This window comes from Sporosarcina sp. SG10008, assembly GCF_044569405.1.
GTDB lineage: Bacteria > Bacillota > Bacilli > Bacillales_A > Planococcaceae > Sporosarcina > Sporosarcina psychrophila.
The window spans coordinates 4,611,850-4,634,719 of the sequence record NZ_CP172607.1; the positions used below are offsets into that span (position 1 = coordinate 4,611,850).

Here is a 22,870-nt window from a genome sequence, read left to right on the forward strand (position 1 = left end):
CTTATCTTACTAGTATAACGGAAGACTTAGAAAAAAGAAGTAACAGTGGAAGTTAAGATAAAACCTACTTGACTGATAGACATTAATGGTTTAAAGTGTGCTTTATGCTACACGCTATCTAAAACTTAGGAGGAAGAAAAGTGAATACATTATTACTTATTTTAAACATTGCCGGGTTGCTCTTGCTCGTCGGTATACTATATAGTATGCATCGCAAAAAGGTTTCGTTTTCAAAACGTGTTTTCACCGGGCTGGGTCTCGGAATCGCATACGGACTTATTTTACACTTCGCATACGGTACAGATTCAACAGTATTGCAGGAGTCTATGCCGTGGTTTAACTTGATAGGAACAGGTTATGTTAAATTACTTCAGATGATTGTTATGCCACTCGTTTTCATTTCAATTCTTGGGGCATTCACGAAAATAACAATCGGCAAGAATTTTGGTAAGATGGCGGGATTGATATTAGGACTTCTTATTGGAACAACTGCAATCGCCGCGGTTATCGGGATTTCTGTTACACTTCTTTTCGGCCTTGATGCGAAGGAAATAGTGCAGGGAGAAGCTGAGCTTGCACGCGGTGTTTCTATTGAAGAACGATCGGAAGGAGTCGCGGACCGTCCGTTGCCTGATCAGTTAATAGACTTATTGCCTGCGAATCCGTTTCTTGACTTCACAGGTGCACGACCAACTTCAACAATTGGGGTTGTCATCTTTGCGGCATTCCTTGGATTTGCGTATTTGACACTTACAAGAAGAGATGAAAAAAATGCAGCTACAGTGAAAAAGGGAATCGATGCAATCTATTCTCTGATCATGGGTGTTGTAAAGATTGTCTTGCGCTTGACTCCATACGGTATTTTAGCGATTATTGCAACGACCGTAGCGACGTCTGACTTTGCGGCTATCTATAGTCTAGGCAAGTTTGTACTTGCTTCGTATGTAGCGATTTTAATCATGTTCGGCATTCACTTAATCATTATTACGCTATCGGGATTAAACCCAATCACTTACGTGAAAAAAGCAGGGGAAGTATTGATATTTGCTTTCTCCTCAAGATCGAGTGCAGGGGCGCTTCCACTAAACATTGATACACAGACGAATCGTCTCGGCGTACCTGATGGTATTGCCAACTTTGCCGGCTCATTCGGCCTGTCAATCGGTCAAAATGGTTGTGCTGGTATCTACCCTGCGATGCTTGCAGTGATGATTGCACCTTCAGTAGGACAGAACCCACTTGAACCAACATTCCTTGTTACATTGATCGCTATCGTGGCAATCAGCTCATTCGGAGTTGCTGGAGTTGGTGGCGGAGCAACATTCGCTGCGATTCTTGTTCTATCAGCACTGGACTTGCCGATTGTATTAGCAGGACTGCTGATTTCAGTAGAACCGCTCATCGACATGGGCCGTACAGCATTAAACGTCAGCGGATCCATGACGGCGGGTGTTACGACTGCACGTGTAACGGGCGAATTGGATAAAGACATGTACAACGCTCCGCTTGATAAGCAGACGGCTGAAGTATAAGTCGTCAATCGATCATAAAGTGTGTTTGACCGATCATATAACACTGCGATCGAGCATAAATTTGCTTGACCGATCGTATAACGCTGCAATCGAGCATAAATTTGCTTGACCGATCGTATAACTTTGTAATCGAGCATAAATTTGCTTGACCGATCATATAATCTTGCAATCGAGCATAAATCTTGGTTGACCGATCATATAATCTCGCAATCGAGCATAAATCTTGGTTGACCGATCATATATCACTTCAGACCAATCATAAAACAAAAAATACCGCAGAAGACGCGATTGTCTTCTGCGGTATTTTTATTTTGTTAACAATTCATATGTCTCCAAAATAAAATCTTTATAAGGCGTACGGGGCATCATTGAAATGTTCTGCATGGCGAGCCCTGCAAGGCGTCTCGCTTCAATAAGATTGCCTAATTCCATGTAGCAAAGTGCTTTATATGCATCCTTTTCATAAAAAATCGACAAGTCGAATGGATGATGGGTATAGTCTGCAATCTTCACTTTTTCGAGGGCCACGAGTGCATGTTCAAATTCATTTAATCCGAAAAAGGATTTTCCTTTTTCTAGATTAATAAAGGGACTGTAGTCATTAGAATACTTACCTTTATCTAAGAACTGATCCCATTGTTCTTGCGCTTCCTTGTAGGACTTTTTGAAAGAATTTAAATAATGGACTTCCGCAAACTTCGTGAAAAATATTGCTTCTTTATCTTCCGTGAAATCCCCGTATTGGGTTAATTTCTTTAAATAATAAGCGTATTGGTCTTCATCTTCCTCCATTATTGCATGAGCGGTTGCTAGCCTATATAAGTGGTCGATACGATAAAACACCCGCTCCTGCTTTGAGAATTCAATACCGCTTTTCATGACTCGTATGGCAGATTCGGAATCTCCTACTGCAAAAAGGAGAACAGCTTCCATATAATCGAGGTCAAGCCGTGTCATCGGATCGATAAATGCATTTCGAGCTTCGATTTCGGAACGTTCGTGGAGCAAAGTACTTAGTGATTGTGCATAGTTATGCTCGGTAAATTTGACAAATGCCCGGAATATTCCTATGCTTGCGCGCCTCGGAATAATGTTCATCAGATCATACATTGTTGCAGCTCGATCGGAAAATACTTGCCATCCACTCTTTTTTTCATAATAAATACAGCGACTATATATTTCCAATAGGCGCGCTGATTCATAACCTTGTGTCAATTTTGGGACATAGGGCTCAACTAGCGTGATGAGCTGAGTGTATTCATCAGTCCGTACATCAAATTCGGTATTATATAGAATCTCCGCTTTCTCAAGCAGTGCTCTTAGTTCATATGTGCTTACTTCTTCCAATAACTCCACCACTTCTACACCGAGTCTTACTGCTATATAAGACAGGCTTTCCATCGAAGGATTCGCCTTGTTATTCTCGATGAGACTGAGCATGCCTTTTGTTAGCTCATCACCCGCTAAAGCCTCCAACGTCAATTTCCGTTGTTTTCGTAATTTGCGTATTCGCTCACCTAACGTTTCGATAGGTCACACCTCCACTGTTTTAATTACGTAGTTTAATTATATTAAACTTTAACTTGTAATGGAAGTGTTTATCATGTTATTATTCGTTTAATGAAATTAAACAATTCAGACAGGAGTGTTTGTATGCAAGAGGTTTTAAAGCTTAAAAAAGCTACTTATCATCTGTGGACGTTCACAATCAGTAAGCTCATTTCTTCGTTCGGGGCACAGGTATATGCATTCGCTATTAGTTTTTACATTTTACAACTAACTGGATCCGCAACAAGTTTTGCGACGAACCTTATTTGCAACCTTTTACCACGGACACTCGTTGCGCCTTTTGCAGGCTACGCGGCTGATCGGTATTCAAGAAAGACAATCATTATTACCGCTCAAGTTGCTTCAACTCTTGCAATCGGGGGGCTCTTGATTGTAAGTCTGACTTCTGGATTGTCTTTAATTGCAATCTACAATACAACTGTTGTTTTATCGATCACATCAACATTTTCGGGCGTAACGTTCAGCTCTTCTATTACTGGACTAATTGATGAAGGACGAATTCAAAAAGCGATGTCTCTGAACCAAATGTCCATTTCATTTGCGGCAATCGGAAGCCCGGCGGTAGGTGGTTTATTGTATGGAACAGTCCCGATGCCGGTATTTCTCATAATGTATATGACTGCTTCGATTATTGGGGTATTTCTAGAATCAACGATGAATTTCAAGTTATTTGCGAAACGTAAAGAAATAGTCGATGGGGAACCGAAGGAATCGATGATGCAAAGTATGAAGGCTGGATTAGCCTATTTAAAATTACAACCAATTCTGATGACATTGATTTGGATTGCTTTATTCATCAACTTTCTATTTGGTGCATTCCAAGTCGGTTATTCCTTCATTCTTATTGAAAAGATGAAGATGGTATCGACACATTTTGGATTGACGGAAGGTGCATTTGCGGTGGGGATGCTACTATTGTCAATCTATCTGACGATGCGTAAAGAAGTGAAGTATCCGTTGCTTGTCTCAAAACGAGGCATTCTCGGAATGGGTGCCATTATGGGAAGCGTAGCAATTCCTCTTTTAATACCTATGCACTATAATTTTATGTTTGGGTTTTATGCATTCGTCATGTTTAGCTTTGGAGCAACAATAATTATAGTAAATACGCCCATGCAAGTAATGATGCAGAAAATGATTGACGATGATTATAAAGGACGCGTATTTTCAATCCTGGAAACAATGTCGATGGCACTTATGCCCCTTGGAGTAGTTATCTACGGGTTCTTATATGATATATTCCCGGCACAATGGATTCTCATTGTTTCGAGTCTAATACTAATTGGAGTTATTCTCGTGTTGGCGCGGCCATCAGTCATGATTAAAGCTCATCCGGAACTCGGAAATTCAAATGTGAAGGAATCAGAGGTTATTTCAGAATAATTATTAGCAACATTTTTAATGTGAAATAGCAAAGACCACCTGTCTTCAATTTTAGAAAGGTGGTCTTTACTATTCGTATTAGTTATTCAGCGTTGCTTCCAAATTCCGCAACGATTTAGCAGACTTCCTAAAGGCAAAGATTAGCCCGATAGATAGAACTGCAAGAACTGTGGAAATGAAGTACATATTGCCGGCTTCTTGCGTGAAAATCCATGTGAATAGCAGCGGACCGATGATGCGTCCCATATTGTCCATAGAATATGTCATCCCAGCAGCCGTTCCGTATTTTCCGCCCGACTCTTTTGTTGTTAATGAAACGAGTACCGTACGGGCAAGTGCGTTCCCCGCAGTGAAGACACTCAGCGCAAAACCAGCCCAGAAGAGGCTTGATGTAAACGGAATAAGGAATAGGCCAAGTGCGGTAACAATCTGCGCCCCAATAATCCATTTCGTTTCCGTTCCGTTTTTCACACGGCGAACGACGCCGCCTTGAATTGCCGCGTCGACGAAACCACTAGCCATAAACAAGTAACCAAGCTGAAGTGGTGTGATTTCAATTTTTGAGATTTGGAACAGCTGGAACGTAGATTCAAGCCCGGCGAGAAGGAATGTCACCATGAACGAGAATAGAAATAGATAACGGATACGATATTGCCAAAGCATAGCTCCACCTTTTGGTAGGAGAGCACGTTTATTCGCCTCTCCACGTCGTTCCGGTTCCTTCAATATAATTCCTGCATAAATCATAAGGAGCACTGTCAAGGTACCAGAAGCAATGAATGGTAATTGAAGACTGACATTACCAAGTACGCCCCCGATTGCTGGTCCGAAAATAAAACCAAGTCCAATTGACATACCAAGCAGTCCCATATATTTATTACGGTTTTCTTCATCCGTCATATCTGCAACGAATCCAGTAACAGCGGTGTAAAGTGCACCAGAGAATATCCCTCCCACAACGCGTGACGCGTACAATAGCGGCAAGTTCTCGATGAACAAAGCAAATAGGAAGAAACTAAGACTGAAGCCAATTAGTCCTATTAAAATGAGCTTTTTTCTTCCGGTTCTGTCTGACAAAGCCCCCCATAGCGGCGCGGTAAAGAAAGATGCTAGTGCATAAACGGTCAGTAATCCGCCAACATGTACTTCAGATAATCCTTGCTGCAAGATAACTTCAGGAAGAATTGGAATTATAATACCAAACCCAAGATAAACAAAAAATTGTACGGACATAAGTAGAAGGATTGCTTTTTTCATATTCAAACCCACTTTCGACTGAATCAATATATTCATTCTACCCTTCGTATGTAAATCAGACAATGGAAAAGGGGAGGAGGTGGTAGGTTTACAATGTATTGTCTGAAGTTGATAACACTAAGTGGAAAGTAAACAACGTTTTGTCCAAAGTAAACAACGCTACCCGGAAAATTCATCTGCAAATAGATTTTTTGTCAAATTACCTACCTTGATGTATGAAACATTTACAAAAAGTTAATAACTGTAACAATAATGAAAGATTTAAAAGTGGACAGGAGTGGTATAATTGTAGTACGAGCAAAATAGAACGACATTTACCTGTAGAACGAAACTTTACTGATGCATATTCGTCTAGAACTAATAGAAAGGTCGAGGTGGAAAAGATGGCTAAAGAAGTTGATTTGAAAACAATCATCTCCAACTTGGCGAAGTTGGGTGTTTCGGCTACGATGACGAAATCCCGTCTGGAAATGCTGAAAGCCCTCGCGCCACTTGCACAAGCCCCACAAATTCAATCTCAATAAAGAAAGTGATAGTACCAAGACAAAAAAAAGCTTCGACGGATTTTTCCGTCGAAGCTTTTTTTTGTCTTGGTGTCTAGACTCCAGGCGCCAGCCGCTCGGGTCATAAGCAATTCAGCTATGTGGCAAAGGGCGCCACATAGCTAGATCGACTTATGCCTGTCGCGTCTAAGCGGGCGCTTTCCGCTATTCTTTATTCGTCATCATCCGAACTAAACATGTACGTCCTATGATGGTACTTCATACTGAATACTAATCCAATTGCGAGCATATTCCCCATTAGTGAACTACCGCCATAACTGATGAATGGCAGCGGGATGCCAGTAATCGGGAGTAGCTGAATCGTCATCCCGATGTTTTCAAAGACATGGAACGTAATCATTGCAATAATACCTGCGCATATATACGTACTAAATGGATCTTTCAATTCAAGCGTAATTTTCGTCAAGTGATAAATGAGGAAAAAGTACAAGCAAATAACTAAGCTAGCGCCGATGAATCCCCAATCTTCCCCAATCGTTGTGAAGATGAAATCGGTGTGGCTTTCTGCGACGTACACTTCGCGGCCTTTATAACCTTTTCCGAAAACTTCACCCGAGCCAATCGCATTGAGTGACGTAATAAGGTGACGCCCTTCATTCGAAGAATAGGAATAAGGATCGAGCCATGAATAGATACGTTCAAACATATATGGTCTTAAACCAAGTTTGTTTTGAAGGAAGTCCTGTGCATAGAGTGTCATCCACAGCAAAGTCGCTCCAATCGTCGCGGTCCCGACAAATACTGGCAAAATTATTCGCCACGTAATTCCTGCTACAACGACGAACGCTGCCGTAATCGCTATGAAGACAAGTCCAGTACCAAGATCGGTCTGCATCATGATGAAAAGCAACGGCAAGAATAGAACAGCAATTATTTTCCCTAGTAAAAAAAAGTCGGTCTTCAATGTTTTCTTAACGAACTTTTCGTGATGCGTCGTAATCATGCGCGCCATGCCGATGATGAAAAATGTCTTCATGAACTCAGCGGGTTGGATGCTTCCTACCCCAGGGAGGTGAAACCAGCTTTTTGCACCATTTCTTTTTGCCACAAGCTCCATGCTATCCGGAAGAATAATTAGCAGGGCTAAAATAAATACACCGCCGCCGTAAATAATCCAGGCAGCTTTCTTATATTGATCCGGTTCTAAAAACATCGTAATCGCGATAATGACACATCCGATGAAGTACCATTGAATTTGCGAGGGTACGAAGTTTATGGTGTATTGGCCAGTCGTCTGAGCCGAAGCAATCGCGAACAAGCTGACAAGGAAAAATAACAGCAGGATAAATGCAAGTGTCCAGTCAAAACGATCTGCCGGTTTATTAGGTATTTTCATATTTAGTCACCTTGATTTCACTAAAATAGGATTACTTTCTACATTTCTTAGTATAACGGAAAGGAGTTGCGATGGTTTCTTTTTTTACTATTGTCTAATGAACTCTGCTAATCAATCTTCATCATCAGAGTCGAACAAATACGTTCGATGATGGAATTTCATACTGAAGACTAAACCGATTGCGAGCATATTACTCATTAGCGAACTCCCGCCGTAACTGATGAATGGTAGGGGGATTCCGGTAATCGGAAGTAACTGGATTGTCATGCCTATGTTTTCAAAGACATGGAACGTAATCATGGCGATAATACCTGTACAGACATACACGCTAAATGGATCTTTTAGTTCAAGTGCAACACGCGTCAAATGATAAATAAGGATGAAAAACAATGTAATCACGAGACTAGCGCCTATGAAGCCGTATTCTTCTCCGATAACACTGAATATGAAATCGGTATGATTTTCTGGAATGTATACTTCGCGACTTTGAAAACCTTTGCCGTTAATACCACCTGAGCCGATAGCTGTCATGGAGGTTAGTAGGTTATAACCCTCATCAGAAGGGTAAGAATATGGATCGAGCCACGAATAAACTCTTTTAAACTGGTAGCGGGAAAAACCGAGTGTGTCTTCCATGAAATCTTGCGCATAGAGGGCCATCCATAATAATCCCCCACCAATTGCGGCTGTTCCTGCGAAAAGTGGTAACAGAATTCTCCATGAAATTCCTGCAACGACAATGACGGCGGCCGTAATTGCCATGAATACTAAAGAAGTTCCGAGGTCAGGCTGTTTCACAATGAATGCGAGCGGTAGGAGAAGAACAACCATAATCTTTCCAAGGAGAAGAAAATCCGTTTTTATTGTTCTTTCCACAAAGTTTTCATTATGAGAACTCACCATGCGCGCCATGCCTAGGATGAAAAATGTTTTTATGAATTCAGAAGGTTGAATTGTTCCGATAGCCGGAAGATGAAGCCATCTTTTTGCGCCAAGTCGCATTTCAGCAATTTGTCCATCTCCTCCTGGGGCGAAAAAGAGGAAGGCGAGAAGAAAAACTCCGAGTCCGTATAAGTACCATGCCATCTGTTTATATTGTTCAGGTTCCAGATACATAGCCATAGCAATGATGAATGCGCCTACGATATACCATCTAATTTGTAATGGCACGAAGTTTATTGAATACTGCCCGGATGTTTGAGCGGAAGCAATTGTAAATATGCTTATAATGCAAAATAGCAATAAAATAAAGGCTAGTGTCCAGTCGAAACGATCTGCAGGCTTGTTTGTTTGTTTCATATTATCACCTGTTTTTCCATCTAATCTAGCATTCTTAAGTATAGCTCATCGGAGTAGAGTATGCATTTCCTCATATTGGACGTAAAGGCAACCGCGAAGTTGCCTCTTGAAAGATGGGCATGCTAAACTTGTGGGGAATTTAAGGTCTATTTTAACTGTGTGAATATGAGAGGAGATTTTCGTTGTGGCATGGATTTATTTACTGATCGCAGGCATGACTGAAATCATTTGGGCAATTGGATTAAAAGAAGCGCAGGGCTTTACAGTCCTTCTCCCTTCAATAGTAACGCTGGTTTTCATCATAGTTAGCTTTTTCCTGTTCGCGAAAGCAATGGAGAAAATACCCATTGGTACTGCATATGCCATTTTTACAGGAATCGGTGCGGCTGGAACAGCAATTGTCGGTATTATCCTATTCAATGAAGGAGCAGGTATTGGTAAACTGTTTTTTCTAGTGCTTCTTCTTGTTGGCATCGTCGGACTTAAACTTGCTGATGGACAGGGGGAGACTAAATAGTGTCTTGGATAATCTTAATTATTGCGGGGCTATTCGAAGTGGCGTTCGTTATTATGATGAAATTATCGGAAGGATTCCGAAATAAAAAATATACAGTATTGACTGTTCTAACAGCAGCACTCAGTTTCTTTTTATTATCAGTCGCTATTAAAGATTTACCCGTTGGAACAGGGTATGCCGTTTGGGCGGGAATAGGTGCAGCAGGTAGTGTTCTAATTGGCATGGTTTTTTTTCGTGAAAAGCGAAGTGCGCTAAAGTTCCTGTTTTTATCCTTCATCATTGCAGGTGTTACGGGACTTAAGTTGTTTGGTTGAATATCTTACATAAAATCATCATGAATGTGAGCTGTTCATGGTAAACTGAAGGAATGAAACTAATAGATTGTGAGGGGAAAATATGAAGAAAAAACTAGGATTGGTCTACGGTGGAAAATCAGCTGAGCATGAGGTGTCGCTGTCGACTGCACGTGCAGTGACACAAGCGGTGGACTTTGATAAATACGAAGTAGTTCCAATTTATATAACGTACGACGGTGAGTGGAGAAAAGGAGAATCACTTGAAAGCTCTGCGAAAACGATTGAAGAGCTTCGCCTTGAGGGGAATGGTTCCAGTCAACCAGATAGTATACATGCTTTCTTGAATGGAGGAACGGGCGCTCCAGACGTCATTTTTCCACTTTTGCACGGAACAAATGGTGAAGATGGAACGGTTCAAGGGTTCTTTGAGGTGATGAATGTCCCTTACGTCGGTAATGGTGTACTGGCATCGTCAGCGGGAATGGACAAAGTCGTCATGAAGCAGTTATTCGCGCAAGTAGGATTGAAACAAGTGCCTTATGTACACTTTATCCGTACTGGATGGGTTAAAGAACAGCAACAGTTAGTCGACAAAATGGAAACAGAGCTCGGCTGGCCGATGTTCGTAAAACCTGCGAATCTTGGTTCCAGTGTGGGTATAAGCATGGCAACGGACCGCAAAGGTTTAATCGAAGCTGTGGATATTGCCCTGAAATTCGACCGGAAAATCATCGTCGAACAAGGCGTAACTGCACGTGAAATCGAAATGGGCGTCATGGGTAACGACGAACCGCTATGCTCAGTGTCAGGGGAGATTAAACCTGTTGCGGCATTTTACGATTATGAAGCGAAATATACAGATGGCAACACAACACTGGCCATTCCTGCACAAGTAACTGAGGAAGTTAAAAAGACAATGGAAGACATGGCTGTCCGTGCCTTTAAAGTGCTTGACTGTTCGGGACTCGTCCGTGCAGACTTTTTTGTCACTTCGGACGACGAAGTCTTGATTAATGAAGTGAATACAATGCCAGGTTTTACACCGACAAGCATGTTCCCGCTACTATGGCAGAAAACAGGTGTAGCTTATCCTGAATTAATCAACGGGCTGATCGAACTAGCACTGGAACGACATGCGGAAAAGCAAACATTACAATATACGATGGATTGAGTGTGATTTGAAGTGAAACGGAAGTTAAGCGAAATCGCTGATTGGATACAGGCGGCTGGCCAAAATTTAGAAGACATATTCGCAACGGGTGTGTCCATTGATTCACGAACTGCATCGGCGGGGGACCTATTTATCCCTTTTCGTGGGGAACAAGTAAATGGTCACAATTATGTGGAACAAGCGATTAAACAGGGTGCTGTCGCATCTTTATGGATGAAAGATGAACCGGATCCACCTGCAAATGTGCCGTTAATTTTCGTCGAGAATCCCGAATTGGCACTCCAGGAAATGGCGCGCGTTTATCGGGGGATGCTTCAATGTAAAGTCGTCGGTATTACAGGCTCGAATGGCAAAACATCAACAAAGGATTTAATTGCAAGTGTTTTGTCTCCGTATTTCAACGTCCGAAAAACGGAAGGGAACTATAATAATGAACTTGGTTTACCATTGACGATATTGTCGCTTGAGGAAGATACCGAGTTTGCAATCTTGGAAATGGGCATGAGTGGGTTTGGGGAAATTTCCTTTTTATCGAAACTGGCGAAACCACATTTTGCTGTGATTACGAATATCGGAGAAGCGCATATGCAGGATCTTGGATCGCGTGCAGGAATCGCCAAAGCGAAATTCGAAATTATCGATGGATTGCAAGAAGGTGGCAAGCTATTTTACGACGGCGACGAACCGCTTCTACAAGGTCTTGTTGATCAGCTTACTGCAGTTCAAGCTGTTTCGTTTGGCTATGAAAAAGAAACGATGTTGTCACTCGAAAAGATTGAATCTGGCGATGAAGGAAGTCGTTTTACAGTCACTGGCTTACTAGACGGAGAATTCACAATCCCTGTATACGGGGCACATCAAGTTAAAAATGCGCTGGCTGCAATTCTTATTGCAAATGAAGCAGCTATCAGTGTCGATGACATCCGCGGATCACTTCGCCAAGCGTCCTTAACGGATATGCGTATGCAGCCGGTTGGTGTCGATAATGGTGCATTGTTCATTAATGACGCATACAACGCAGCACCGACATCAATGCGTGCAGCACTTGCTTTCATGGAGGATACTGAATTACGTAAAGAAAAATGGGTTGTACTTGCTGATATGTTAGAACTGGGTGACGAAGAGCAGGTTTATCATGAAAATCTAGCCGATGAACTGGTTGCGATGAAGCTAGAAGGCATTCTACTCTATGGTCCGCGTATGAAATGGTTACATGATAAATTGCAAAACGGTGGCATGGAAACGCGGCTATTATGGTCAGAAAAGGATTATACTCCTATTGTGAACGCACTCCGGGAATATACTGGCGTAGATTCGATTGTACTGTTAAAAGGTTCACGTGGAATGGCACTTGAATATATTCTAGAAGATCTGATGGGTAAAGGAGCCGGGAAATGAAAACGGGCGTGCTATTCATACATGGCTTTACAGGCGGTCCATTTGAAGTAAGGCCGCTTGTGAATTTCTTGAAAATGAAAACGAACTGGCAGTTAGCTATACCGACATTGACTGGCCATGGCATCACGCTGAATCTTGAAAAAGGATCCGCTGCTTCCTGGTTGATGGAAGCGGAACTTGCACTTAAAAGACTGCAAAAAGAAGTCGACCGCGTAATCGTGGTCGGCTTTTCGATGGGCGGACTGATTGCGATGTATCTTGGACTGAGGTATAAAATCGACAAACTTGTCTTGTTAAGCGCGGCGGCAAGATATATAAGTCCACGCATCCTTTTGAAAGAGATGAGAATCATGTTGGCAAAACCGCTTATGAAAAAATATCCACCAAATACATTTTATCATTTGTATGAATATAAGCTTGCACACACACCGTTGCGTGCAGTCTTCGAATTTTTACGCATTGTGAGCATCGTCAAACCTTATTATGGTTTGATTAAAACACCTGTATGTATCGTTCAAGGTGAGAAAGATGGAATTGTCCCGTTTACTACCGCTGAGCACTTGTTAAAAAAACTTGGCTCCGAAAAAAAGGAATTCATAAAATCACCTGTTGGGAAGCATCATATCTGTTACAGCGATGACTGTGACAATTGGTTCAATGAAGTGCTTCGGTTCATGCGGGAAGATTGACCATGGGTGAGTGAAAAATTGGCTTTTTGATGATGTCTAGCTCCAGCGTCTAGGCGAGCCGCTTTCGCTTTTTGGTGAGTAAACTGATTATTACTACTTAAGCGGATTGATTGCGAAGTGCTTTTTCCCATGGTATACTGTGATGAACATTGGATACATTTACGTAGCACTCTTCAAGAAGTGAAGGGTACTTTTTTTTGAATATAACGGTTTGCTCATATAAGTTGGACGAATTGTCCATTGATCGAACCGCTCGGCAAAGACCGGGCTTTCCTTTTCAACCATAACCTCTACTTATACTATAGAGAATGCAAAATATCGGAAACGTTCCCTTTTAACAGGCTCGAATTTGCCGTGCCTTCATTTGCAAATGTAACCAATTGTCAAATGAAAAAACAAAGGAGATTGATAAGTTTGACTAATTTTTCGGATTTAAATATCAGTGAATCAACACAACGCGCACTAGCTAAAATGGGGTTTGAAGAAGCAACACCAATCCAAGAAGGTACTGTCCGTTTTGGTATGGAAGGTCGCGACGTTATCGGCCAGGCACAAACTGGTACTGGTAAAACAGCTGCATTTGGTATTCCAATCATTGAAAAGGTTGATATCAGAAACACTGCAGTACAGGCACTTGTAATTGCTCCAACACGCGAATTGGCTATTCAGGTTTCTGAAGAAATCTACAGAATTGGTGCTGACAAACGTGTACGCATTCTTTCTGTTTACGGTGGACAAGAAATTGGACGTCAGATCCGTGCATTGCGCAATAACCCACAAATCATCGTTGGTACGCCAGGACGTATTCTTGACCATATCAAACGTAAAACATTGAAATTAGACGGCGTACAAACACTTGTACTTGACGAAGCAGATGAAATGTTGAACATGGGCTTCATCGAAGACATCAACACAATTCTTGCGAGTGTACCGGCTGAGCGCCAAACACTTCTATTCTCGGCTACTATGCCTGGACCAATCCGCAAAATTGCAGAAACGTTCATGAAAAACCCGGAAATGGTTAAAATCAAGTCTAAAGAAATGACTGTTGAAAATATCGAACAGTTCTTCGTTAAATCACAAGAACGCGAAAAGTTTGATATCCTTTCACGTCTTCTAAATGTTCAACAACCTGAACTTGCAATCATCTTTGGTCGTACCAAACGTCGCGTTGACGAACTATCTCAGGCACTAGGTATCCGTGGATACATTGCTGAAGGAATTCACGGCGACTTGACTCAAGCGAAACGGATGTCTGTCCTTAAGCAATTCAAAGAAGGTAAAGTTGATATCCTTGTTGCAACTGACGTTGCGGCACGTGGACTCGATATTTCAGGCGTAACACACGTTTACAACTTCGATATTCCACAAGATCCTGAAAGCTATGTTCACCGTATTGGTCGTACAGGACGCGCAGGGAAAAGTGGAGTAGCAATTACATTCGTAACACCACGTGAAATGGGTTACCTTCGTATTGTAGAAGAAACAACTAAAAAACAAATGACTCCATTGAACCCACCTTCTTCTGACGAAGCAATTCTTGGTCAGCAACGTGTGGCTGTGGAACAACTTACTGAAATTGTTACTAAAAATGAATTGAGTGATTATACACATCTTGCAGCTGATTTGCTTGAGAAATTCGAAGCTAAAGATCTAGTTGCAGCAGCACTTCGTTCATTAACTCGCGAACCGAATGATACACCTGTATCAATTTCGGAAGAGCGTCCATTACCATCACGCGGAAATTCTCGCGGCGGCGGCGGTGGTTATAAAGGTAACCGTAGCGGCGGACGTCCATCAAGCGGTGGCGGCGGACGTGGTTATGGCGGCGGAGCTCGTCGTAGTGGCGGAAGTGGCGGCAACGCACCAAGCGGTAGCCGTGACGGAGCTAGAAGAGACAGCAGCAGTCGTTCACGTACTACTAAATCAGATCGTTAATAATGAACCTTTAAAAGATCCGGATAGCGCAATGAGCGCTTACCCGGATCTTTTTTTGTATACAATAAAGTTCGAAGGGGAATGTGAGGACTAGGCAACACCAAGTCCGAGGTATGCAACGAAGTCTCTGAACTAAATAACACAAAGCCGAAACTAAGCAACATCCACACGACAAAGCAACGTTTCGTCTGAACTAGACAACATATAGCTCAAGGTATGCAACGCAATCTCCGAACTAAACAACACTACGCGAAAACTAAACAACCCTCCCTCAACCCTCTTAGCAACAATCCATCAAAATGAAACATTTCGCGCTCTTAATCGTATAGAATAAGTAGAGAGGAAGAGGTGTTCATATGAGAGAACAACCGGTGAATCGTATATCGGAAAAAGGATTAAAGGTGTGGAGATTATACGGCATTATGGAAACAGGATTCCTTTTACTTGTAGCAATTGCCGCGGGGGTATTGGCTTATATATTTGAAGGTCCATGGTGGATATATGCGGTGGCTGCGGTTGTCGTAATCCTATTCGCGTACTTTTTCATTTATTTATTTCCCAAAGTTAAATGGATGCGATGGCGCTATGAAGTGCGTGAATCAGAAATTGAGCTGCAACATGGTATTTTTATCGTCAAACGGACGTTGATTCCAATGGTGCGTGTTCAGCACGTAGACACCGCGCAAGGACCGATTTTACGAAAATATAACTTGGCGGAAATCACGATTTCCACGGCGGCGACGAATCATACAATACCTGCTCTTGTGATGGAAGAGGCGGATGAACTTCGGAGCAGGATATCAGCGCTTGCAAGGGTGGCGGAAGAAGATGTCTGAGACACGCTATAAATTACACTGGATTACAGCCATTATTGAAGTATTGAAGACAGCGAAAGATGCGATATTACCGATTATTGTCCTCGTGTTTGCGAATGGACTGAATGATGTGGGATCTGGGAAATGGTATTTGGATTACTTATCCTTCATCATTTTCGGAGTCCTCATTATCGCTTTTTTCATCACAGGTATTATTAAGTGGAAACGTTTTGAATACTGGTTTGAAGATAATGAACTTCGAATCGAATATGGGTTATTTGTGAAAAAGAAACGCTATATTCCGTTTGACCGAATTCAAAGCCTCGATTATACGGAAGGAATTTTGCACCGACCTTTCAAACTTGTCAAAGTGAAAGTGGAGACAGCAGGAAGCTCCTCTTCGAAAAAGGCGGAGGCAGAATTGACCGCTATTACGAAAGAGGCGGCAAATAGAATTGAAATGGAAATAGCGCAGGCGAAAAATGGTAAGAAGGAAACTTTGCTGGAAAATGGAGAACTGCCAGAAATAATTCAAGCAGTGGAAGAACCGCAAAGGAAATCAGTTTTTACAATGTCATCGAAAGGTCTGCTTATCCTAGCGACTACATCAGGTGGGATTGGAATTATTCTTTCGGGCGTGGGGATCTTCTTATCGCAGTTTGCGGAGATGATACCGTTTCAATGGATGTATGAAGAGATTTCAGGCTTCATCAAGTTCGGTCTTCTTATCGTTGCAATTGCTGTGTTTTTAGGATTCGTTTTTGTGTGGGGGATATCGGTTGCCATGACATTCCTGGCATATTACGGTTTTACTGTTTCACTTGAAAAAGAAGACATCGTTATTACGCGCGGTCTACTTGAGAAAAAACGGATGACAGTGCCGCTGAACAGGGTTCAAAGCGTACGTATTATTGAGAATCCTTTTAGGCAACTATTCGGCTACGCTGCTGTCGCAATTGATAGTGCGGGAGGAGGCGGAGCGGAAGGGGCGAAAATAAATTTATTTCCTTTGGTAAAAAAAGCGGATATCTATGGACCATTGAAAGAGATATTCCCGGGTCTTATACTTGATGAACCGACGGAAAAACTGCCAGCACGCGGCAAGCGCTTTTTCTATCGTAGCGATTTCCTATGGATGATTCCTGCGATCGGCGCATTGACATACTTTTTCTTTCCATACGGGTTGTTGTCACTCCTCATCGTACCGGTCATTGTCCTATTCGGATTATGGCAACATCGATCGGCTGCTTACGGGATATCGGGTAATCAGCTGACGATGCGATTCAGGAACCTTAGCCTTCAGACCGCTTTCTTGATGAAAAAAAGAATTCAATCGATGGAAATGAAACAAAACTACTTCCACAAACGAAAAAGTGTAGCCACATTAGCCACTAACATCAAATCTGGTATGAGTACTTTTAGTGCACAAGTACATCATATGGAAGAGTCAGAAGCCGAGAAGCTGCTTTCGTGGTATGAGAAGAATTCGAAGGATGCTTGATTCGCTTTCAATAGGTACAAAAAAGAGCAGGGATAACCCTGCTCTTTTAACTAAAGATAAGAACGCATAAGTTTTTCACCTGGAGCTGTGTCTAGACTCCAGCGCTTTTCTTTATCTTTTTTTACTTTTCCAACTGACAATCCGTTTGGGATGAAAATAGCTAAGTCCTATTAAAAATCCGACGATTAACCCCGCAATATGGGCGGTCGCATTAATGTTGGGCTGGACATAGGTCATAACTATGCTGATAACAATAATTGGAAGGATAATCTGTCTTAGCTGTGGTAAGATATGCTTCGTATAATAGACAAGTGCTCCAAATGCTCCGAGAATCCCAAAAACTGCACCACTTGCGCCGAGACTTTGATAGTTAGGGGCTTGTAGGAAAAATGTGGCAATATTAGCGAAAATGCCCGATAGCATATATATTGTCAGGAAGCGTGCCTTACCTGCGATTTTCTCAAGTTCAGGTCCGAAGATGAAAAGAGAGAACATATTAAACAGTAGATGCATGATACCACCGTGAAGGAACATCGGTGTTAGAAGTCTCCACCATTCCCCGTCGGAGATAAGGAAGTTGACGCCGACGCCGGCGTATAATACTTGTGTCCCGATAACCGGGATGATCGTCACGAGATAAATAAGGATATTCAAAGCAAGGAAAAACGTCACCACCGGATAGAGGCGGATGTATTGCGAGAAGCTTTCTGTACGGCTAAACATGTATTCACCTCAATCTATGACTTCATTATACATATTTTATCGTCTAGGCTCCAGTGCTTGATCAAGGTGTCGACGATTTTTTTGCAAACTTTGGAAGGAGGAATTATTTTGATTGCAGGAATTGGGCTTGATATCGTCGAATTGGATAGAATCGCCAAGTTGGATGCTAGGTCTCCGAAATTCCGTATGCGCATTTTAACTATGGAAGAGCTGGAAATTTACGAATCGCACACGACTAATCGGCGAATAGAATTCCTTGCGGGTCGTTTTGCTGGGAAAGAAGCGTTTGCTAAAGCGAAAGGAACAGGAATTGGCACGCGGTGTAGTTTCTTGGATATCAGCATATTGCCTGAACTGAGTGGCAAACCGACTGTGTTTTTCAAAGGAGATTCAATCACTGGTTTCATATCTATAACTCATACGCGAACCGTGGCAGCAGCTCAAGTTATCCTTCTTGCATAATTGTTCGTCCTTCCTCATAAGATGACCTACCCGATTGAAATGAGAAAGGATGAACTGTATGCGTAGCCGAATAGTTGCTCTTTTGTTAGTTGTAGTCATGGTAGTCCTTGCGGCATGTGGATCGCCGTCGAAAGAGGATGTCATGAAGAAACTCAGTGGAAAGTGGAATGAAGCGAAGGGGTATGATTTGCAAGCGACCATGGAAATTAAGACTGGAGCCGAGCCGCGTTCATATGAGGTCGCTGTTTGGCATACGAAGCCGTCTTTCTATCGCGTTAATGTAACGCAGGCAGGAAGTAAGGATTCCCAGATGATTGTACGTAATAAAGAAGGTGTTTTTGTTGTTACCCCATCACTCGGTAAGACCTACAAGTTCCAAAGTGACTGGCCTTCTCAAAATAGCCAGGCGTATTTAATAGGTGCGTTGTCGGAAGATATTAAAGCTGATAAAAATGCGACAATGACGGAAAAAGAGAAAACGTACGTCTTTGAAACGGCCACGAGAAATAACCATAAGAAGGTTTTGCCAACCCAGCAGATCCATATTGACAAAAAGACATTGCTACCAACGTATGTCTCCGTACTGGATGAAAACAAGGTGGAGAAGATTCGCATTACGTTCAATAAGATTACACTTGGCGTCGAACGAAAAGCTGGCGATTACAAAGTAGATATGGATGAGACGAATACAGGTAAAGAAACTGAACCAGCCGCGGATGATGAAGCAACAGGACTCTCGACGTATTATCCATCAGTAGCTTGGGCGGATGGCACTCTTGTTGATGAAGAAATCGTGAAAATGGATAGCGGTACACGAACATTCATGACTTTTGGAGGAGAGAAAGAGTTCATTATTGTTCAAGAACCAGCAGTTAGAGCGGAAAATAAAATGGCAGTCTCCATTGAAGGTGATCCTGTCGATCTTGGATTTACTGTTGCAGCCCTTACGGAAAATTCGATTCGTTGGGAAAGTGGAGGCGTTTCATTCTTCATCGCATCCGATAATTTGACGCAAGATGAACTGATTGAAGTAGCAGGATCGATGCAAGTGGAGGGGATGAAATAATATAACTAAGGTTGACGAAGAAAGGGCAAGGGATGGATAATGGAGAGTACTACAGTACAAATGAGGGATTGTTATGGAAGACTCTATTCATTATCGTCCAACACAAGCCATCGTCGATCTAGCGGCGATTCGGGCCAATGTTCGGAATTTGAAAGAGTATTTGGGAAGTGAAACCGCAGTAATTGCAGTTGTGAAAGCAGACGGTTACGGTCACGGTGAAGTTGAAGTGGCTCAAGCTGCTTTTGAAGCTGGTGCAGAAATGGTCTCGGTGGCAACACCTGACGAGGCGATACGACTCCGAATGGCTGGTATTAGTGGGGACATTCTTGTTATGGGACCGTCTCCGCTTGTGTTTGCTGAAAAAGCAGCTGAATTGGGGATTATACTAACAGTTTCGAGTGCCGAGTGGTTGAAATCGGCATTAGACGTTAGTGAAAAGTTCGTGCAACAATTGAAGATACATGTAAAAATTGACAGTGGAATGGGTAGAATCGGATTGAGGGATGAGGATGCTCTTCGGTCCCTTATGTCGGTCGTAAATAGTTCTAAACAAGTGCTACTGGACGGTATCTTCACACACTTCGCTTGTGCTGATGAAGAAAACACTGAAAACACAGAAGAACAATTTATTAAGTTCATGAGGTTAGTGCAGACGCTGTCGGAAAAACCACGACTTGTTCACGCATCGAATAGCGCGGCGTCCCTCCTCTATCCCGAATATGCGCTTGATGCAGTCCGTTTCGGAATCGGACTTTATGGCATCGCGCCTTCGGAATATGTAGGAGGGAAATTGCCGTTTCGTCTTGAAAGATCATTGCGAATCGAAAGCGAACTTGCTTATGTAAAGTTGTTGGAGGTGGGCAATCGAATCAGTTATGGCGGTACCTATGTAACTTCGAGTGCGGAATGGATCGGCACAATCCCGATTGGTTATGCAGATGGTTTGAGACGTGGTCTGCGCGGACAGGAAGTACTCATTGATGGAGAACGAATGCCTATTATTGGAACCATCTGCATGGATCAATGCATGGTGAAGCTTCCGCGAGAACTGGCGGTTGGCGAAAAAGTTGTTCTAATAGGTCGTCAAGATAAAGAAGAAGTTACGATGGAGGAGTGGGCGGAGCGACTCGGCACGATTCCATATGAAATTGCTGTTTCCATTGCGAAGCGAGTACCGAGAATATACACAGGGAAAGATGGACAGAATATATAATATTCGCACATTCGACAAAAAAACCTAGCAGCTTTGCAGAATCCTGTCAATAAAATTCCTTTCGTGTCTTCTCATTGTCGGTATACAATGGTAAGATGGACTTGTATTGAAATGAGGGAACGGTTTTGTCGGAGGTGCTAACGTTGCGTGCAAATAAAAACTTTAAAGAAGTTATTGTTAAAATTCCGAAACGGATGCTGAATGAAAATGAACATACGGTCGTTCATCAGGAACTGGACCGTGGTGATTTCGTTTATATTTCGACAAAGCGATATGTAACTGACTATGAATCGGATACGATCAGGGAAGAGATGATGAACGGTTATCTCGAAATGTCGCAAATCAACCTTAGAATCGCCACGGAATGCTTGCATGTGGAATTTGAAGCCCAGCATACGGTAGAACGTCTCGTAAGCGGAGGATGAAAAGTTGGCAATAAAACGTGGAGACGTCTTTTTTGCAGATCTGTCGCCTGTTGTTGGTTCTGAACAGGGAGGTACGAGACCGGTCCTTGTCATCCAAAATGATATTGGAAATCGGTTTAGTCCGACGGTAATTATTGCGGCAATCACTGCGCAAATTCAAAAAGCGAAATTGCCTACACATGTTGAAATTGATGCGGTACGATACGGCTTCGAGCGGGATTCGGTTATTCTGCTCGAGCAGGTCCGCACAATCGACAAGTCGAGGCTTACAGATAAGATTACGCATCTAGATGAATTTTTGATGGAACAGGTCGATGAAGCGCTCGAAGTAAGTTTCGGCCTCATCAAATTCTGAGCATACATATAAGAAAAAACACCATGGATTCGTTTCTATGGTGTTCTTTTCATTGCAGTCACTTTTCCGTTACCTAAGTAATATGACAAAAAGAGTGTATTGCATCACTCTTTTCGTTACAATGAAGATACGTAAATTTGGAATTCACAAGGAGGCTTATTGGAACAATTATGAGTATTCAACTGGTGGAAGGCGTAAACGAAAATATTAATGAGATTATTGAACGATGGCAATTACTAATGAAGGATGAAAAGGGAGAGAAGTTTTTTCATTTTATGCCTGAACAACTTGTAGAAAAGACGAGCAGTGAGTTTGCGGCGTTGATGACATCGAATATTTATGAACAAGACATTGTCAATACTGAGAAGTTGAAGGAATTTACTGTGAAGGTTGTCCGATTTGGTTGGTCTATTAAATTTGTAAATAAAGCAATTGATAACTTTTCGAAAATTGTTTTCGAATTATTGGAGGAAAAAGGGGTTATTGAACAAAGTAATTTACGGTTTTATATGACACTTTTCGATAATTGGATTTTGCCTTTACGCGAAAGTATCATAGAAGCCTATTCCGTGGAATGGGAACGGACCGTCAGTTTGCAGAAAATCGCCTTGCAGGAACTGTCGGCTTCATTGATACCGGTTTTCGAAAAGATATCAGTAATGCCGCTTGTTGGTACGATCGATACCGAGCGGGCAAAATTAATTATGGAAAACTTACTGGAAGGTGTAGTCAAGCAGCGCGCCGAAGTAGTACTTCTTGATATTACCGGTGTACCAGTCGTGGATACAATGGTTGCTCATCATATCATCCAGGCAGCGGATGCAGTCCGTCTTGTCGGAGCAAAATGTATGCTGGTTGGAATTCGGCCGGAAATTGCCCAAACCATCGTTACGCTTGGTATTAACTTGAATGATTTCACAACAACTAGCACGTTGCAGCGCGGAATGCAGGAGGCACTTGGACTGACGAACCGGACAGTAGTGGAGGTTGAACAATCATGAATATGAGAATTCCGATTTTGAAATTAAATGACACATTAATTGTTTCTGTTCAATGGGAACTTGACGATCAGACGGCCCTCCAGTTTCAAGAGGATTTATTGAGGAAAATGCATGAAACGACGGCAAGGGGTGTTGTTATTGATTTGACACCAATTGATTTCATCGATTCTTTTATTGCAAAAGTGTTGGGAGATGTTATCAGTATGTCTGGTTTAATGGGGGCGAAAGTCGTCATTACAGGGATTCAGCCTGCCGTTGCAATTACGCTTATCGAACTTGGGATTCGTTTGGAGAACGTTTTGACGGCACTCGATCTCGAAAACGGATTGGACAAACTGCGTAAAGAATTGGAGGCCTAACA

General features: G+C 42.3%; 23 protein-coding genes. 18 read left to right on the forward strand and 5 right to left on the reverse strand.

What is annotated here, in order from left to right; all coding sequences use genetic code 11:
* The first annotated feature begins 206 nt into the window (after positions 1-206).
* Positions 207-1,532 (forward strand): L-cystine transporter, encoded by a 1,326-nt coding sequence (locus ACGLYD_RS21810; RefSeq protein ID WP_082786789.1) that lies wholly within the window; start codon positions 207-209, stop codon positions 1,530-1,532.
* 306 nt (positions 1,533-1,838) lie between these two features.
* Here the strand turns inward: ACGLYD_RS21810 and ACGLYD_RS21815 are convergent, their stop codons facing one another.
* Positions 1,839-3,008 (reverse strand): tol-pal system YbgF family protein, encoded by a 1,170-nt coding sequence (locus ACGLYD_RS21815; RefSeq protein WP_399630529.1) that lies wholly within the window; start codon positions 3,006-3,008, stop codon positions 1,839-1,841.
* A gap of 177 nt (positions 3,009-3,185) precedes the next feature.
* On the opposite strand from ACGLYD_RS21815, the gene ACGLYD_RS21820 reads away from it, so the two are divergent.
* A complete protein-coding gene (locus ACGLYD_RS21820; protein WP_399630531.1) occupies positions 3,186-4,484 on the forward strand; it encodes an MFS transporter in 1,299 nt (432 codons plus the stop codon).
* 78 nt (positions 4,485-4,562) lie between these two features.
* Here the strand turns inward: ACGLYD_RS21820 and ACGLYD_RS21825 are convergent, their stop codons facing one another.
* Positions 4,563-5,741: an MFS transporter gene (locus ACGLYD_RS21825; RefSeq protein ID WP_067205270.1), complete on the reverse strand. Its 1,179-nt coding sequence runs from the start codon at positions 5,739-5,741 to the stop codon at positions 4,563-4,565.
* A gap of 383 nt (positions 5,742-6,124) precedes the next feature.
* On the opposite strand from ACGLYD_RS21825, the gene ACGLYD_RS21830 reads away from it, so the two are divergent.
* Entirely contained in the window at positions 6,125-6,265 is a 141-nt protein-coding gene (locus tag ACGLYD_RS21830) for an Lmo0850 family protein (RefSeq protein WP_186672238.1), read from the forward strand.
* Between the two features lie 190 nt (positions 6,266-6,455).
* Here ACGLYD_RS21830 and ACGLYD_RS21835 read toward each other — a convergent pair whose 3' ends face one another.
* Positions 6,456-7,640: an FtsW/RodA/SpoVE family cell cycle protein gene (locus ACGLYD_RS21835; RefSeq protein WP_067205272.1), complete on the reverse strand. Its 1,185-nt coding sequence runs from the start codon at positions 7,638-7,640 to the stop codon at positions 6,456-6,458.
* A 111-nt stretch (positions 7,641-7,751) separates the two neighbouring features.
* Entirely contained in the window at positions 7,752-8,939 is a 1,188-nt protein-coding gene (locus ACGLYD_RS21840; RefSeq protein WP_340741345.1) for an FtsW/RodA/SpoVE family cell cycle protein, read from the reverse strand.
* A gap of 184 nt (positions 8,940-9,123) precedes the next feature.
* Between ACGLYD_RS21840 and ACGLYD_RS21845 the strand changes: the two genes are divergently transcribed.
* The 8 genes from ACGLYD_RS21845 to ACGLYD_RS21880 all read left to right on the forward strand — a co-directional run bounded on the left by ACGLYD_RS21845 (position 9,124) and on the right by ACGLYD_RS21880 (position 17,264).
* On the forward strand, positions 9,124-9,456 hold the full coding sequence (locus ACGLYD_RS21845) for a multidrug efflux SMR transporter (RefSeq protein WP_067205278.1): 333 nt from the start codon (positions 9,124-9,126) through the stop codon (positions 9,454-9,456).
* Positions 9,456-9,770 (forward strand): multidrug efflux SMR transporter, encoded by a 315-nt coding sequence (locus ACGLYD_RS21850; protein WP_067205281.1) that lies wholly within the window; start codon positions 9,456-9,458, stop codon positions 9,768-9,770. The genes ACGLYD_RS21845 and ACGLYD_RS21850 overlap by 1 nt, the downstream gene beginning before the upstream one ends.
* An 82-nt stretch (positions 9,771-9,852) precedes the next feature.
* Positions 9,853-10,923: a D-alanine--D-alanine ligase gene (locus tag ACGLYD_RS21855; RefSeq protein ID WP_340741346.1), complete on the forward strand. Its 1,071-nt coding sequence runs from the start codon at positions 9,853-9,855 to the stop codon at positions 10,921-10,923.
* A 12-nt stretch (positions 10,924-10,935) separates the two neighbouring features.
* The gene (murF, locus tag ACGLYD_RS21860; protein WP_399630537.1) at positions 10,936-12,321 is read left to right on the forward strand and encodes a UDP-N-acetylmuramoyl-tripeptide--D-alanyl-D-alanine ligase; all 1,386 of its coding nucleotides are present in this window, start codon (positions 10,936-10,938) and stop codon (positions 12,319-12,321) included.
* Positions 12,318-13,010: a carboxylesterase gene (locus ACGLYD_RS21865; protein ID WP_067205289.1), complete on the forward strand. Its 693-nt coding sequence runs from the start codon at positions 12,318-12,320 to the stop codon at positions 13,008-13,010. The genes murF and ACGLYD_RS21865 overlap by 4 nt, the downstream gene beginning before the upstream one ends.
* 414 nt (positions 13,011-13,424) lie before the next feature.
* A complete protein-coding gene (locus ACGLYD_RS21870) occupies positions 13,425-14,948 on the forward strand; it encodes a DEAD/DEAH box helicase (RefSeq protein ID WP_304627121.1) in 1,524 nt (507 codons plus the stop codon).
* Positions 14,949-15,304: 356 nt separating this feature from the next.
* Positions 15,305-15,784, forward strand: a complete 480-nt coding sequence (locus ACGLYD_RS21875; RefSeq protein WP_067205295.1) for a PH domain-containing protein — start codon at positions 15,305-15,307, stop codon at positions 15,782-15,784.
* The gene (locus ACGLYD_RS21880; RefSeq protein ID WP_399630540.1) at positions 15,777-17,264 is read left to right on the forward strand and encodes a PH domain-containing protein; all 1,488 of its coding nucleotides are present in this window, start codon (positions 15,777-15,779) and stop codon (positions 17,262-17,264) included. Before ACGLYD_RS21875 ends, ACGLYD_RS21880 begins: the two co-directional genes overlap by 8 nt.
* A 111-nt stretch (positions 17,265-17,375) precedes the next feature.
* Here the strand turns inward: ACGLYD_RS21880 and ACGLYD_RS21885 are convergent, their stop codons facing one another.
* Positions 17,376-17,987, reverse strand: coding sequence for a rhomboid family intramembrane serine protease (locus tag ACGLYD_RS21885; RefSeq protein WP_067205301.1), 612 nt, complete (start codon positions 17,985-17,987; stop codon positions 17,376-17,378).
* 108 nt (positions 17,988-18,095) lie between these two features.
* Here ACGLYD_RS21885 and acpS point away from each other — a divergent pair, with 108 nt between their 5' ends.
* The 7 genes from acpS to ACGLYD_RS21920 all read left to right on the forward strand — a co-directional run bounded on the left by acpS (position 18,096) and on the right by ACGLYD_RS21920 (position 22,868).
* Complete coding sequence (acpS, locus tag ACGLYD_RS21890; RefSeq protein ID WP_399630542.1) at positions 18,096-18,449, forward strand: holo-ACP synthase; 354 nt, start codon at positions 18,096-18,098, stop codon at positions 18,447-18,449.
* A 58-nt stretch (positions 18,450-18,507) separates the two neighbouring features.
* Positions 18,508-19,515: an outer membrane lipoprotein carrier protein LolA gene (locus ACGLYD_RS21895; RefSeq protein WP_067205307.1), complete on the forward strand. Its 1,008-nt coding sequence runs from the start codon at positions 18,508-18,510 to the stop codon at positions 19,513-19,515.
* A 73-nt stretch (positions 19,516-19,588) separates the two neighbouring features.
* Complete coding sequence (gene alr / locus ACGLYD_RS21900) at positions 19,589-20,728, forward strand: alanine racemase (protein WP_399630545.1); 1,140 nt, start codon at positions 19,589-19,591, stop codon at positions 20,726-20,728.
* Between the two features lie 134 nt (positions 20,729-20,862).
* Positions 20,863-21,153 carry a transcriptional regulator gene (locus tag ACGLYD_RS21905; protein WP_231885814.1) on the forward strand — a complete coding sequence of 97 codons (291 nt, stop codon included), beginning with the start codon at positions 20,863-20,865 and terminating at the stop codon, positions 21,151-21,153.
* A gap of 4 nt (positions 21,154-21,157) precedes the next feature.
* Entirely contained in the window at positions 21,158-21,508 is a 351-nt protein-coding gene (locus tag ACGLYD_RS21910) for a type II toxin-antitoxin system PemK/MazF family toxin (RefSeq protein ID WP_067205315.1), read from the forward strand.
* A 170-nt stretch (positions 21,509-21,678) separates the two neighbouring features.
* Positions 21,679-22,509 carry an STAS domain-containing protein gene (locus tag ACGLYD_RS21915; protein ID WP_067205318.1) on the forward strand — a complete coding sequence of 277 codons (831 nt, stop codon included), beginning with the start codon at positions 21,679-21,681 and terminating at the stop codon, positions 22,507-22,509.
* Positions 22,506-22,868 carry an STAS domain-containing protein gene (locus ACGLYD_RS21920; protein ID WP_067205320.1) on the forward strand — a complete coding sequence of 121 codons (363 nt, stop codon included), beginning with the start codon at positions 22,506-22,508 and terminating at the stop codon, positions 22,866-22,868. The genes ACGLYD_RS21915 and ACGLYD_RS21920 overlap by 4 nt, the downstream gene beginning before the upstream one ends.
* Positions 22,869-22,870 lie beyond the last annotated feature (2 nt).

What these genes read in the sequence shown, in the direction of transcription:
- ACGLYD_RS21820 (WP_399630531.1), top strand. Translation starts at nt 3,186, where the DNA reads ATGCAAGAGGTTTTAAAGCTTAAAAAAGCTACTTATCATCTGTGGACG.
- ACGLYD_RS21825 (WP_067205270.1), bottom strand. Translation starts at nt 5,741, where the DNA reads ATGAAAAAAGCAATCCTTCTACTTATGTCCGTACAATTTTTTGTTTAT.
- ACGLYD_RS21835 (WP_067205272.1), bottom strand. Translation starts at nt 7,640, where the DNA reads ATGAAAATACCTAATAAACCGGCAGATCGTTTTGACTGGACACTTGCA.
- alr (WP_399630545.1), top strand. Translation starts at nt 19,589, where the DNA reads ATGGAAGACTCTATTCATTATCGTCCAACACAAGCCATCGTCGATCTA.
- ACGLYD_RS21855 (WP_340741346.1), top strand. Translation starts at nt 9,853, where the DNA reads ATGAAGAAAAAACTAGGATTGGTCTACGGTGGAAAATCAGCTGAGCAT.
- ACGLYD_RS21880 (WP_399630540.1), top strand. Translation starts at nt 15,777, where the DNA reads ATGTCTGAGACACGCTATAAATTACACTGGATTACAGCCATTATTGAA.
- ACGLYD_RS21885 (WP_067205301.1), bottom strand. Translation starts at nt 17,987, where the DNA reads ATGTTTAGCCGTACAGAAAGCTTCTCGCAATACATCCGCCTCTATCCG.
- ACGLYD_RS21840 (WP_340741345.1), bottom strand. Translation starts at nt 8,939, where the DNA reads ATGAAACAAACAAACAAGCCTGCAGATCGTTTCGACTGGACACTAGCC.
- ACGLYD_RS21895 (WP_067205307.1), top strand. Translation starts at nt 18,508, where the DNA reads ATGCGTAGCCGAATAGTTGCTCTTTTGTTAGTTGTAGTCATGGTAGTC.
- ACGLYD_RS21920 (WP_067205320.1), top strand. Translation starts at nt 22,506, where the DNA reads ATGAATATGAGAATTCCGATTTTGAAATTAAATGACACATTAATTGTT.
- ACGLYD_RS21810 (WP_082786789.1), top strand. Translation starts at nt 207, where the DNA reads ATGCATCGCAAAAAGGTTTCGTTTTCAAAACGTGTTTTCACCGGGCTG.
- ACGLYD_RS21875 (WP_067205295.1), top strand. Translation starts at nt 15,305, where the DNA reads ATGAGAGAACAACCGGTGAATCGTATATCGGAAAAAGGATTAAAGGTG.
- ACGLYD_RS21865 (WP_067205289.1), top strand. Translation starts at nt 12,318, where the DNA reads ATGAAAACGGGCGTGCTATTCATACATGGCTTTACAGGCGGTCCATTT.
- ACGLYD_RS21830 (WP_186672238.1), top strand. Translation starts at nt 6,125, where the DNA reads ATGGCTAAAGAAGTTGATTTGAAAACAATCATCTCCAACTTGGCGAAG.
- ACGLYD_RS21915 (WP_067205318.1), top strand. Translation starts at nt 21,679, where the DNA reads ATGAGTATTCAACTGGTGGAAGGCGTAAACGAAAATATTAATGAGATT.